Below are 13,007 nucleotides of genomic sequence, written 5' to 3'. Positions count from 1 at the left end.
CCCTTTATCATGGAGTGAATAAAACCTAAGCTATTTTGTTAGCTGGTTATTGAACCTTTGTCCCTTTTTCACCGGATTTCCCCAATATGTAAACAGACGCCAAATATATTCAAAGGGTCCTAACGGAAGACGTTTTAGCCATATTTTACTGAATACAATCTGTAGTGCAAAGATGATAATGACCAGCAGCATCTGCCAAATTGGCTCGATCGTTCCATACCATCCAAGACCGTAGCTGTAAAAGATTAAGCCACAAAGGATCGATTGAAGAAGATAGTTGGTAAAGGCCATTTTTCCCGGATAAGAAAAAATGTGAAGCACGTTCTGCCAAGCTCTCTTCTGATAAACCAAAGCAAATATGCCAATATAAGCTAAAGTCAGCATAGGCGCACCAACAAACAATGCCAGAGCTTCACCCCAAGATGGCAGTCCCTCTATTAATACCATGATGAGTTGAAGAGCAAGACCCGCACTACTTCCCAAAATGATCAGCCTCATAATGATCCTACGGTTCTCCCGTACTTCGTGTAGTATTCGACGTTTACAGAAATAGGCCCCCATTAAAAACATCCCTAATATTTGCGGGTAGAAGACCAGCATATTAAAGAGAGACGATATGTAATCATTTAGTCGTTGAACGATAATCTGCTGATAAGTGCCCTCTCCATAGATCGCGGCGTCCCTTTCTTGAAAATAAACGCCCATCTGATGAGCATCCGCTTTACTAAAAGGTTCAAATGCATTCCCTCCTGTAGAAGAAATCAGACTGGCTCCAGTAAGAAGAACCGGAACTATCAATAACAGAGACAGTGACCAGATCAAGAGTGTTTTCGGTTTACAGCGCTGAAAAAGTAATAATAAAAAGCCTAGAATTGCGTAGTGTGTCAGGATATCTCCATACCAAATAAATATCCCATGAATGACACCAAACAAAAGTAAGGCAATTAGTCTCCGTATATAGATTGGGGTGAATTTCCTGCCTTTTGCCAGGCTGCTCTCCTGTAACAGCACCATACCAAAGCCAAATAAAAAGGAAAAAATCAACATGAATTTCCCATCAATAACAATGCCGCGAAACAGTAAAAAGATCTCATTGTACCGCCCTGACCATAACTCGACCCCAAAAGAAATCGTTTGTAACGACGTCGTAAAAAAACTAATATTCGCCAAAAATATACCGAATAAAGCAAAACCTCTTAAACTATCAATGAGTGTAATTCTTTGATGCTGAACGGTTGCCATGTTCGTACCTCCTTATCATTGTGCCTTCAGGTTAAGGTACAATAATAAAGAAAGTATAAAGTTTTAATATAACCGTCTGTACTCTTGATTAACAATAGATGCCTTTGCATACTATCTCGACGTCGTTACATAACGCTACGCTGCAATTGAGTGAATGCAGATCATTCTTTCTGGTTACCCAGATTTCTTTATTCTTTCTTTAGAAATTACGTGTATGCTATTTTTTAGGCTCACCGCCAAAGTTAACGATAATTAAATGGAATAATTGCAGCATTCTATATGAATTTATGAAATGTCTAACGCCTAAAAGGGCTGCTGCAATGCTCAAACATGGATCGTATTGAGACGCTGATTATTGCAACGAAAGCACTGATGAACCGTTCGACTGGCAAGTTTTATTACGAAACGTTGGAAATTACGATACGAGAGCATGATAGGATGAGTAATGTTGAGTATTGTTGTATTTTTTACATCATTGGACGGGCAGAATACCTGAAACTACTGAAATTGTTGTAGATTCTACAACAATCCCTCTGGAAAGAGCTAGATAAGCGATTCCCTATCCCTATTGTTGTACTGAGTGCAACAATCCGTCCTTCGCCGCTCTATCGCGGGATTTTGTTGTACCTTATACAACACTGGTGAGGTTAAAACATGTTGACAGTCAGTCGTCTACCGCCACCGTACACTAAGTCCTGTTGGATAATATGAGTAGTCGCCACGCGTAAGGGAGTTCATTCAAGTACTGATGTGTCATAAATCATATAGACTGCTACAATTGTCAGCACTATGTTTTAAGTAGGCTTTTTTTATTGATCGCTATGTCTTGGAGGATTTATATGTCGAAGGAAACGATTCTTTTGGTTGATGATGAAGAAGAAATTATTAGTTTTATAAAAGATGCCCTTGAGCTTGAAGGCTATGAAGTATTAACCGCAGGAAGCGGACAAGAGGCTCTTATACAGAGCAGGCTTATGCCTACACTTATTATTCTTGATGTCATGATGCCTGAAATGAATGGCATTGAGGTTTGTGAGCGGCTGCGGGAATTCACCGATTGTCCCATTGTATTTTTAAGTGCCTGCCAAAGTGAAACGGATCGAATTCAGGGCCTGGCGGCTGGCGGTGATGACTATTTGTTAAAGCCCTTCAGTCTGGCCGAATTAAAAGCTAGAATTCATGCCCATCTGCGGCGGGAAAAGCGAGTGCACACACAGAGGGAACAAGGAATGTTGCGTTTTCAGTCCCTGGTGATCGATTGCAAAGGCCATTCTGTAAGCTATAACGGGCAGAACATTGCCCTCACGAACAAGGAATTTATGATTGTAGAGCTGCTGTCCTTGCATCAAGGACAGGTTTTTTCACGGGAACAAATTTATGAAAAAGTCTGGGGTTTTGACGCAGAAGGAGACGACTCGACTGTAACAGAGCATATCAAAAAAATACGGGCTAAGCTGGCTGCGTATGCTCAAGACAAGAACTATATTCAGACGGTTTGGGGTATTGGTTACAAATGGGACGTGAAATGACCAAACAGCGTTCGATCAAAAGCACGTTTGCCCGCCACTTCTCCTTGATCATCTTGTGCAGCTTACTGGTGACACTCGTCACATGGGGACTGCTAGTTCTGTTAATCATCTACTCCATTAACCATGCTATCCTATTGCCAGCTAATCATTACGAAGGGCAGATCCCCGTAATTTCAGAGTATGTGCGAATGGAGGGAGATTCCGTCATCAGCAAGCAGGGACAACCGGCATTGGAAAGGCTCATTCCTTCTGAAGGAATGTCCTATCGTGTAGTCTCTTTATCCGGTGAATTCCTGTATGGAGATCTGGAGTTCCATGAGTCGTTGAACAAAAACGATATCCTTGAACGCTTAAATCAAACATTCTCTGGAATAAATCAAGTCATTAGATATATTCCTGTTCAATCCGATCAGGGAGATCTATTAGGAGCACTTTTGCTAGGGTATTCACTCAAGGTAACAACGGCAAATCCAATGTTCTCCCCCTTGGTCACCTTCGGATTTCTAACCTTTTTTCTGTCGCCTTTTCTGTATATCATCATCTTTACTTACATTTTCGGAAGACGGTTTAGTCGAAAGATAAACACTCCTTTACAGCAGTTATTACACGGAGCTGAGCGTATTAAGGAACGGGATTTGCATTTCTCCATGACCGAGAAATCCTCCATAGCCGAAGTGAATCAACTTACGTTTGCTTTTGAAGAAATGCGCCAGGAGCTTGAACAATCCATTGAACGGGAATGGAAGCTGGAGCAAGAGAGAAGCACGATGTTTGCCGCACTAGCTCACGATTTACGCACACCGCTAACGATTATTCAGGGGCATGTGGAGGGCCTTATGCAGATGAACGGGGACATCCGTGAGGAACGACTCCCTCAATACCTTCAAGTGATCAAACGCAACACAAATCGGGCATCTAATCTTCTTCAGGATATGAACACAATTTCAGAAATCGAAAAAGTGTCCTTTCAACTAAATCCCATCCCTATGGATATAGATGAATTCATTGATGATAAAGAGGCTGAATATGTGGCCTTATGCAGAGAAAAAAATATTACCTTTCAAACGGAACTAACTGATAGGCGCAGTGCCAATTCGGACATCTCCTTTGATCCTTATCGGATCATTCAGGTCTTGGACAACCTTGTTGCTAATAGCATCCGATATACCCCGGATTTAGGTAGAATCCTATGGAGTGTGGAGGTGACTGAACAGCAGGTCTCCATGGCCATAACCGATAATGGAACAGGATTTCATAAACAAGATCTGGAGCAAGTGTTTGAGCAATTCTATCAAGGGCATGCCCGATCCGTAAGACAAAAAGGTCATTCCGGACTTGGATTGTATATCGCAAAATTGTTGGTCCAGCATCACGGCGGGCATATTATCGCAGAAAACAACCTTCATGCCGGGGCCACCGTACGATTTACATTTCCTATTAAAAAATAATCAAAAAAATCCATGGCATGATTGCCATGGATTTTGGTTTATTAACTTAAGCTCAGCGAAACCGGACAATGATCACTTCCCATCACATGGCAGTCGATTTCTGCATCCTTCACCTTCTCTTCCAAACGGGCGGACACCAGAAAATAATCGATACGCCAGCCGATATTCCGCTCTCTCACCTTCGCCATATAAGACCACCAGCTATACACATCCGTGCGGTCTGGGTACAAAAGGCGGAAGGTATCAATAAATCCAGCTGCCAGCAGATCCGTCATCTTCCCCCGCTCTTCCAGAGTAAAACCGGAGTTGCCCATATTGGCCTTCGCATTTTTCAAATCGATCTCCTGATGCGCTACATTCATATCCCCGCATACGATAACTGGCTTGAGTTCATCCAGCTGCAGTAAATAGCGGCGAAACCGCTCCTCCCATTCGATTCTGTAATCCAATCGGCTAAGATCACGCTTCGCGTTCGGTGTATATACATTCACGAGATAAAAGTTCTCAAATTCTAGTGTGATGATTCTTCCTTCCGGCTCGTTATCCTCTTCAATGCCGTACCGAACAGACAAAGGTGGTATTTTGGTGAATACAGCCGTTCCGGAATAGCCTTTCTTTACAGCATAGTTCCAGTATTGATCATATTCAGGGCCAAGATCAAGCTCAATCTGCCCTTCCTGCAGCTTCGTTTCTTGCACGCAAAATATATCGGCATCAGCCTGTTTAAAATAATCGATAAAGCCTTTGGTTACACAGGCCCGCAAGCCGTTGACATTCCAGGATACCAACTTCAAAATCTTAACCTCCAATCGAATATATATATAGAAGAAATTCTATGATCCTATGAGTCTCACAAATTCTATTATCTTATCATGGGTGTCCCATGCTGACAATCTCACCTGTCCTACCTTAAAAATACATATTTATATGAATAGTCAGGCGTGAACAGTAACAACATAAAGGTTGGCGGTATTTCCGCTGTAAGCTTCAATTTAAAGCAATCAGCCCACCGAAGGAGGACCTTGATCATGACAGGAAGAAATAACAAACCGAAAAAAGACGGGCCATCAAGCAGCCCGGATAGATTGGATCAGTACGGAGACAAGCTCGCATCCCATAACGAAGCGGAATTCACTTCTGCTACCGAGGAGCACTGCCGGGAGGAAAAGTAACCGGAACAGCTACCTATAACAAAACGGGGCTCTCCCAAAAGGTCCATTGACCTGGGACGCCCCTATGTTTGTTGTAAGACGCTTCGAATACGAATCATTCCGCCAGTCGAGCGGACACAATCGATAATCGATACGCCAAAATCGGTCGCGGTTATCTCTACCGCTTCATGAATCCCTTGCTCTGCAAAAAATCCTTCATATGAAGGCGCACCGGCTCCGATAGACGTTTCGCCATAAACTGTGACCAAGCTGCTGCAGGTTTACCGCCGCTCCGGGCACGCATGTATTCCGCATACGTGTTATCGTAGGTTTTAACTTCCTCCACGGCTCTCGCCTTATCGTAAGTTCCATGGTGAAGCACTCCTTCAAGGGGCAGACGAGGGCGAATACCTGGATCCTGATCCGGATAGCCGACACACATGCCGAACACCGGATACACAAGTTCCGGCAATTTCAGCTGTTCCGCAAATTTCGCGATGTGGTTCCGTACTCCGCCGATATATACGATCCCGAGGCCCATTGATTCCGCAGCAACCGCAGCATTTTGTGCAGCCAGCGCGGCATCTACTGTCGCCACGATGAAATTTTCAGTCGAATCCACATAACTCGGTTGATCGCCCAAATGCGCCTCACTCACTTTTTGCAAACGATATAAATCTGCACACCATACGAGAAAAACCGGACACTCTACAATATATGCCTGATTACCGGCTAAAGCGGACAAAGCCCGCTTCGACTCCGGATCTGTTACGGCAATGACGCTGTATGCCTGCACACTGCTAGAACTGGAAGCCATCTGCCCCGCCGCGATGATCATCTCCAGCTGTTCCTCGGTAACCTTCCTGTCCGTATATTTACGGATGGATCGGTGATTCATCAACAGAGATAATGTTTCATTCACTTGGTATCCTCAACTCCCAGTCCTCTGAATATAAATTGTATCGCTTGCTGTGAAATAAGCTCCGGATCAGCATCTTTAAACCCTAGCAAAGGCTCGTTGTTAATCATCAATTTATGAGATAAACACACACCCATTACCATGAGCAATGCCTCCCCTGACGATTCAAAATGAAACTTACCCTGGGACTTTCCACGATCCAGCAGCTGCTTTACCGTACTCCATACGGGACGTAAAAAAGACAGTACAACCTCTTTGCGTGGCGTGCGCATCGTCAGCTCTTGCTGAACGATATCGCTTAGCTCTGTATCAATTAGCGTATACTTTACGATCTCATGGATAGCAAAAGCAAGACCGCTCACCGGCTCATCCATGCGTTCCTTATATTGATCCATATCATAGCCCGGAAATAACTGTTCAAAAATCGCTGTAAACATCTTGTCTTTGCCACCAAAATGATAGGATACAAGCGCGATATTGACGGAGGCATCATCGCATATTTGCCGAACGGAAGTTCCTTCAAACCCTTGCTTGGCAAACAGCTTTTTGGCAGACATTAATATTCGCGTTTTCACATCCAGCTCAGGCTGTTCCTGTTCCATCCGACTGTCCCCTTTAAACGTTCTTCCATCTATTATGGAACTTCAGCCTGGACAGCGCAAGGTGCGGAAAACAGCAATAAGTGAAAGGTTACGTTCAAGCAGAGGTCAGCGTTGGGATATGCTGTGCGGATTCACCGCTTCGACTAGAGTGCCGGTTTTTTCTTAGAGCTGTAACTGCTGCTGAAATGACAAGAGAGATAATAGCTGTCACTGCAAGCCCAAGTAAGTCTTTCCCTAGATGGACGCCGCCGAATAAAATGTTCATCAGACCTTCAACAGCATAGGTGGCAGGAAGCAAATCTCCCGTAGTCTGAAAGCCTGCACCAAGCATCTGTCTTGGAATCATCGCCCCCGAGGTAACTAGCTGCAAGGATAAAAGCGTAATATTAAACAACATGCCCCCCATTCCAAAAAAAATAAGGAACATTTGGGAAAACACAAGAAACACCCACACGATCAGACTCTGGAACAACCAAAGGGTCATAAATCCTTCAGCAGACTGTCCGCCCAATGCCATAACCAGCGATGAGCCCAGCAAGGAGATCACAAGAGCAGAGACGATATTGATTATCGTCCGTGCCGTAAAAGCCTGCCATTTGGTGATGTCGTTACCAAGTGTCAAAGATACCTGCTGCATATTCATTCCCATAATCATGGCCCCTACAAAAGAAGAAAGGACCATCATCATCGGAACCATCTGATTATTCAATCCATCCACAGGATAGATGTAGCTGATTTCAGACTTTACCCGTTCCGCCAAGCTTGCTGCTGCAACCGAAGCCTGTTCTGAAGGAATCGATGAACGCTCTAGCACATTTTGGATACCTGCAGCCGAAGCCTCACGGTCGACGGTTCCAGTGATCGCTGCTGCCGCACTATCCATTACACTCTTCACAAGCGCAGGATTGGATTCATTGATCTCATACAGCAGATTAGCTTGCGCTGCTGGATTTTGCAGATCTGCCGTGAAATCGGCAGGAATGGTCATCACCATTTGCACCTCACGGTTTATGAGTTGCTGTCTTGCTGTATCCTGATTAGCATTACTGATTTCAAATGGAAGACTTTTCTGCAATTTCTGAAGAACCTGAACTCCCATAATCTTGTCTTCATTAACAATCGCAATGCGAAAATCCCCTATCCGTTCATTTGCCCCCTGATACCCCGTCATCCAAATGACACTAAATATAATCTGAAATGCTAGAGCTGTAGCGATGCCCAACATCATTTGCGGCCTTTTCAATAAAATGAATACACCTTTGAACACATTCCATCTCTCCCCTACAATTAAATTTCTTAAACAAACGTTTAATTAAACAATCGTTTAAATCATAGGTCGGTTTCCGGTAATTGTCAATAGATATTGAAAAAGCCCAATTAATACGACAAAAAACCGCCAGGCTGTATTATGCAGCCTGACGGTTTTGGATAAATATTTAATGGTTAAACGACATCATATCCTTGTTCTTCGATTGTTTCTTTAATTTGTTCCACAGTTGCCTTCGTTTCGTCATATTCCACGGTCACCGTGTTGGAAGCCAGATCCACTTTACCGGACAAACCCGCGTTTTTCAAAGCACCTTCAATTGAATTCACACAGTGGTTGCAAGACATGCCTTCGACGTTCATAGTAACTTGTTTCATTCGTAATTCCTCCTTGGCTGTTGTGCCGGCTGATGTGCCGGTTATTTAATGAGTTTATTAACAGTAAATATACCCGCATTGTACTATACCCCCCATAAGTATGTAAAGGTTGTTTTCTTTTAGTAGCTATAATGGAATTTCCTCAAAAATATTTTGTTGCAGCTCCCCGAATTGTGATACAAAACCTCTAATTTTGCTGGTATAATAATCTATAATTGTTGAGATAGACCAATAAATTCCCTTGTTATACAACTTTTTCTTTTTTTCGAGAAGTAGAGAAGGAATTTCCATTTTTACGTCGAATATGTAATTTAAAGGAATTGACGAAACAGGAAAGTAGGAAACAGCTATGGTTTTTGACGGCATTATCATTGGTCTGATTGTCGGGCTGATTCGGGGAGGCATTCGTCACGGCTTGCTTCAGTTCAGTAAAATTCGGCTGAAGGGCGGCTGGATCTTTCCGGTGCTGCTGATCATCCAACTGATCATCTTCAGATTCCAGGAAAACTCCGATATACTGGCAGCGGCAAGCAGTTATGTGTTTATGACCATCTATATAGTAGGCATGCTGTTCCTATGGATGAACCGCGATCAGAGAGGTTTTGGCATTATCTTAGCAGGTGTGTTTCTTAACTTCCTTGTTATGGCCGTCAATGGCGGCAGAATGCCGGTATCGCTTCAAGCAGCTTCGGTGCTGGATCCTTATTATGTGGATATGCTTAAAGAAGGAGCTATCATAACCAAGCACTTCTTGCTTGATGACTCAACCGCACTTCCATTCCTTGGTGATATTATCCCACTGTCTGCACCTTATCCGAGAACCCAAGCCATCAGCATCGGCGATATCGTGATGAACATAGGCATTTTTATGTATATTGTACATTTGATGAGTAATGGCCACAGGAAAGCCTCTAAATCTAGTGATGAACAATTAGAAACTTCTGACCATGTAGAACCACAAAAAGTTTAAATACATCAAATGCCTTGAAAGGGGGGGAAATACATGAAAAAAACAGAACAAGTTAAATATTCCCGCATTGTTTTCAACGCTGTAATCGTAGCGTCCGTACTCGTAGCACTGACCTCTGGTTTCAAATTCGTTTAATTGTGATATAAAAGAACTGGCTATTCATAGCCAGTTCTTTTATATATCCTCGTTGTTTTGTGCTGTATTATACCTTAAAATGTGGAGATACCATCATTGTTAGCCAAGGAGAAAATAATTTATGTCCATGTTGAAACGGGCTCGCACCATGAAGTTAAATGCACGCCAATGGTACTTCTTAATCATACCTATCATTGGAATCACCGTCTTTATCTTTATCAATCAGGCGGACTTCCTAAACTATTCCCTAAATAATTGGATTTGGTTATATGCTCTCGTCGGCGCCACATTAATTTTAGATCACTTTACCTTTCGCCTTCCTCCACAAGGAAATGGACAATCTATGGACTCATCGGTCTATTTAGCTTGTGTCTTCATCTATGGTGCCCCGTTTGCTTTATCCGTCTGTCTGTTGACTTTAATCATCCTATCACTTTATAACCGTAAAACTCCATTTTGGAAAAACCTCGTCAACTTTTCTATATACGTCTTGATGATTACCGGCTCTTCAATCGTATTCTCTGCATCAGGAGGAGAAATCGGGCCCATCCAAAACGAAAACATCATTTCATATGTGATAGCCCTGTCTGTTTATTTTTCAATAAACGTGTTATTGATTGGTTTCTACTATGTTATTCTGATGAAAAGTACGCTATTTGAAGCTTTGAAGGAATTTTTCAAAGATATTATCGTTGTATATCTTAGTACCCTTATCCTTTCTCTTGCCTTGTCTATCCTCATCTCAAGCAATGGCGTATTTGGCTTAGCATTGTTCATTGCGCTTAGTACAATGCTCTCCTATTCGTTTAAGCAGCTGTTCACGATGTACAACGAAATTCAGGAAAAAGCGATCAAGGATCAGCGTACCGGGTTATTCAACCACAGTTATTTTGAGAACTTATTGGATACAGAAATTGAAAAATCGAAGGCAGCGGAAACCTCACTGTCCCTAGCGATGATTGACATAGACGATTTCAAAAAATACAACGATCAGTTCGGTCACCTGAAAGGAGACATGCTGCTCGCATTTCTGGGCAATTTTCTGAAAACTGAATGTGATCCTGCAGAGGTTATCGCCTCCCGTTTTGGGGGTGAGGAATTTACAATCCTGATGCCGGGTTATGATGAGAAAAAAGCTCGCCATTTTATAAACCGCCTCCGTAAAAAGCTGAATGATACTTATTTTGAAGGGGTCGAAATTTTTCCTGCCGGTTGTCTCTCCTTCTCAGCGGGAATTGCCAACTCCCGGGATGACATCCATGATAAAGCACAGATGGTCGACCTCGCGGACCAGGCACTTTATTACGCCAAGAAGCAGGGAAAGAACAACGTACATGTATACGGCAGCGGTTCAGTCCAGGAGTATGAAATTGATTTTGCAGAAGATGTACGCGATATTGAGCAGCAGTTGAAGTTATTTCTTTATAAAGATGTGGACACCTTCAAGCATTCCAAGCGCGTCTTCCGGTACGCCGTTGATATGAGCGAAGTACTCGGTCTGGAATGCACAGAAAGACGTACTTTTGTGCTCGGTGCACTCATTCATGACATTGGAAAGCTGGAAATTCCTTGGGGAATATTAAATAAGAAGGATAAGCTCACTCCTGGTGAATGGGAAACGGTAAAACGCCACGTCAGCTGGGGAAAACGGATTGCCGAAACGAATGAAAAACTTATAGAGCTGGTACCGTATATCGAGCTTCACCACGAACGGTATGACGGGGGCGGATATCCACATGGATTCAAGGGCAGCCAAATTCCAAGATTGTGTCGTATGCTCACGATCATAGATTCTTTTGATGCGATGACAACGGAACGGCCTTACCAAAAGACCAAAACCTACGAAGAAGGCATTGCCGAGTTGAGAAGATGTGCCGGAAGCCAGTTCGATCCTGAGCTGGTTGAGCTGTTTATTGGCTACATGCAGCAGCGTATGCTGGAGCAACAACAGCCTGCCGCTGGATTCGAGACATGAATCTTCCTCCACTGATCTCCTCCCTAGGTTTGATACGTACCAAAAACAGGTATAAAGAGAGTATCCGCTGTAAGGCTCCGGTTACAACGGAGTCTTTTTATTTGATTAGGTTTTATTTAATATAGAGGATGAGATATTAGATTAAAACACATAGAGTGGAGTGGACAATTTGTTTTCCATCTGGTCCTTGAGTCGTATGAATCGAAAACTGTTGCTCGCGATAATCGCCGGGGTATTCCTCATGTCGTGTCTGTTAATCATTGCCGGCGGCAAGAACGGGCCACAGGGCGCCATTATTGAAATGGAGCAAAAATATATAACCAGTGCGGCTATGATCAGCCATCCTGATGATGCAGACGGTTCATCTGTCGTTATGCCGGGTGTACCGCTTATGATTGCCGGGCTGACAAAGCTGTTCGGGGATGAAGGACATGCTTTCACGGCATATCGCCTCATCCAAGCCCTTTTTCACGCCTTCTCCGTCTATTTGGTGTTTGTTCTGTCCAGATATATGTTTAATACATCAACAGCACTATTATCATGTCTCATATATGCTCTTTATTGGCCAGCCTATGGCATTGTCCGCCTCATACTACCGGATACGACAATGCAGATGCTCATGCTGATGCTCGTGTGCGCCGTGATCGGAGCGCTCGAGTTCAAGCAGGCGGGCTGGTATACTGCCGCAGGTGTGCTTACAGCCCTCGTGGCCTACTTCAACCTGCAAGCTCTGCTATATCCGATTGTCTTTGTCATCCTCTGGTGGAAATACTACAGTCCATGGCGAGTCATCATCAGCGGAACTCTGCTGATAACAATCGGATATCTTCTGGTCATGTCGCCTTGGTGGCTCAGCATACCGATCTTTGAGAAGCTGATGTACCTTCCAGGCCCATGGAATATCGCACCGCTCTGGCTGGATGCCCGCTTCATCGAAGGAAATCCGTTGGCCCACTTGTACCGTAGTATATTCGGCGGACTCTCTACGAAATACGCCGGACGTTTTGGTAATGAAGAAGCCCGGAGGGTCGTTCAATCTGCTTTAGATTTTGTGCGTCTGATTTTGCTGTATGCTGGCGTCGTTGGCCTTGTCTGGTCCGTCTGGAAATACCGGTTAAAGAGACAGCTTCCTGCACTGCTAACTCTTCTGTATTTCATAGCGGCTGACTGGCTCGTCCCCAGCCTGGATGGAACGGGTTTTCCATACGGGGTTTTTCTTCTTCTATACACTGCATTTCTAACAAATAAGGCCGTCATATACGCCCATAAATCCAGTCTCCACAGAGGGTCGTCTCGCCAGCGGAAATATGTAAGGTAAAAATATATTTCACAAAGACAACGTGCTACAATGAAATCACATCATATTGCATTTATTACATATAGGAGGGATTT

The 13,007-nt window shown here is 43.6% G+C and carries 12 protein-coding genes; 6 read left to right on the top strand and 6 right to left on the bottom strand.

Annotated features, from left to right (window positions below):
• Nucleotides 1-30: 30 nt before the first annotated feature.
• Nucleotides 31-1,242, bottom strand: a complete 1,212-nt coding sequence (locus MNQ98_RS02815; RefSeq protein WP_241931827.1) for a DUF418 domain-containing protein — start codon at nucleotides 1,240-1,242, stop codon at nucleotides 31-33.
• Between the two features lie 839 nt (nucleotides 1,243-2,081).
• Here MNQ98_RS02815 and MNQ98_RS02810 point away from each other — a divergent pair.
• Together MNQ98_RS02810 and MNQ98_RS02805 are read left to right on the top strand one after the other, a co-directional pair.
• Entirely contained in the window at nucleotides 2,082-2,771 is a 690-nt protein-coding gene (locus MNQ98_RS02810; protein WP_241931826.1) for a response regulator transcription factor, read from the top strand.
• Nucleotides 2,756-4,219 (top strand): sensor histidine kinase, encoded by a 1,464-nt coding sequence (locus MNQ98_RS02805; RefSeq protein WP_241931825.1) that lies wholly within the window; start codon nucleotides 2,756-2,758, stop codon nucleotides 4,217-4,219. The genes MNQ98_RS02810 and MNQ98_RS02805 overlap by 16 nt, the downstream gene beginning before the upstream one ends.
• A 41-nt stretch (nucleotides 4,220-4,260) precedes the next feature.
• Here the strand turns inward: MNQ98_RS02805 and MNQ98_RS02800 are convergent, their stop codons facing one another.
• Nucleotides 4,261-5,013 carry an exodeoxyribonuclease III gene (locus tag MNQ98_RS02800; protein ID WP_241931824.1) on the bottom strand — a complete coding sequence of 251 codons (753 nt, stop codon included), beginning with the start codon at nucleotides 5,011-5,013 and terminating at the stop codon, nucleotides 4,261-4,263.
• Nucleotides 5,014-5,247: 234 nt separating this feature from the next.
• Here MNQ98_RS02800 and MNQ98_RS02795 point away from each other — a divergent pair, with 234 nt between their 5' ends.
• The gene (locus MNQ98_RS02795) at nucleotides 5,248-5,391 is read left to right on the top strand and encodes a hypothetical protein (protein ID WP_241931823.1); all 144 of its coding nucleotides are present in this window, start codon (nucleotides 5,248-5,250) and stop codon (nucleotides 5,389-5,391) included.
• A gap of 157 nt (nucleotides 5,392-5,548) precedes the next feature.
• Here MNQ98_RS02795 and nfsA read toward each other — a convergent pair whose 3' ends face one another.
• The 4 genes from nfsA to MNQ98_RS02775 all read right to left on the bottom strand — a co-directional run bounded on the left by nfsA (nucleotide 5,549) and on the right by MNQ98_RS02775 (nucleotide 8,535).
• Entirely contained in the window at nucleotides 5,549-6,292 is a 744-nt protein-coding gene (gene nfsA / locus MNQ98_RS02790; RefSeq protein ID WP_241931822.1) for an oxygen-insensitive NADPH nitroreductase, read from the bottom strand.
• Entirely contained in the window at nucleotides 6,289-6,891 is a 603-nt protein-coding gene (locus MNQ98_RS02785; protein ID WP_241931821.1) for a TetR family transcriptional regulator, read from the bottom strand. The genes nfsA and MNQ98_RS02785 overlap by 4 nt, the downstream gene beginning before the upstream one ends.
• Before the next feature lie 94 nt (nucleotides 6,892-6,985).
• Nucleotides 6,986-8,158: a YhgE/Pip domain-containing protein gene (locus MNQ98_RS02780; RefSeq protein WP_241931820.1), complete on the bottom strand. Its 1,173-nt coding sequence runs from the start codon at nucleotides 8,156-8,158 to the stop codon at nucleotides 6,986-6,988.
• A 176-nt stretch (nucleotides 8,159-8,334) separates the two neighbouring features.
• Nucleotides 8,335-8,535: a copper ion binding protein gene (locus tag MNQ98_RS02775; protein ID WP_208916083.1), complete on the bottom strand. Its 201-nt coding sequence runs from the start codon at nucleotides 8,533-8,535 to the stop codon at nucleotides 8,335-8,337.
• Between the two features lie 349 nt (nucleotides 8,536-8,884).
• On the opposite strand from MNQ98_RS02775, the gene MNQ98_RS02770 reads away from it, so the two are divergent.
• The 3 genes from MNQ98_RS02770 (at nucleotide 8,885) to MNQ98_RS02760 (ending at nucleotide 12,933) form a co-directional block, all read left to right on the top strand.
• On the top strand, nucleotides 8,885-9,505 hold the full coding sequence (locus MNQ98_RS02770; RefSeq protein ID WP_241931819.1) for a DUF5317 domain-containing protein: 621 nt from the start codon (nucleotides 8,885-8,887) through the stop codon (nucleotides 9,503-9,505).
• A 256-nt stretch (nucleotides 9,506-9,761) separates the two neighbouring features.
• Nucleotides 9,762-11,615 carry a bifunctional diguanylate cyclase/phosphohydrolase gene (locus MNQ98_RS02765; RefSeq protein WP_241931818.1) on the top strand — a complete coding sequence of 618 codons (1,854 nt, stop codon included), beginning with the start codon at nucleotides 9,762-9,764 and terminating at the stop codon, nucleotides 11,613-11,615.
• Between the two features lie 169 nt (nucleotides 11,616-11,784).
• Nucleotides 11,785-12,933 carry an ArnT family glycosyltransferase gene (locus tag MNQ98_RS02760; RefSeq protein WP_241931817.1) on the top strand — a complete coding sequence of 383 codons (1,149 nt, stop codon included), beginning with the start codon at nucleotides 11,785-11,787 and terminating at the stop codon, nucleotides 12,931-12,933.
• Nucleotides 12,934-13,007: the final 74 nt, after the last annotated feature.

This window comes from Paenibacillus sp. N3/727, assembly GCF_022637315.1.
Lineage (GTDB): Bacteria > Bacillota > Bacilli > Paenibacillales > Paenibacillaceae > Paenibacillus_AQ > Paenibacillus_AQ uliginis.
This window is presented reverse-complemented; position numbering and strand designations above follow the sequence as displayed.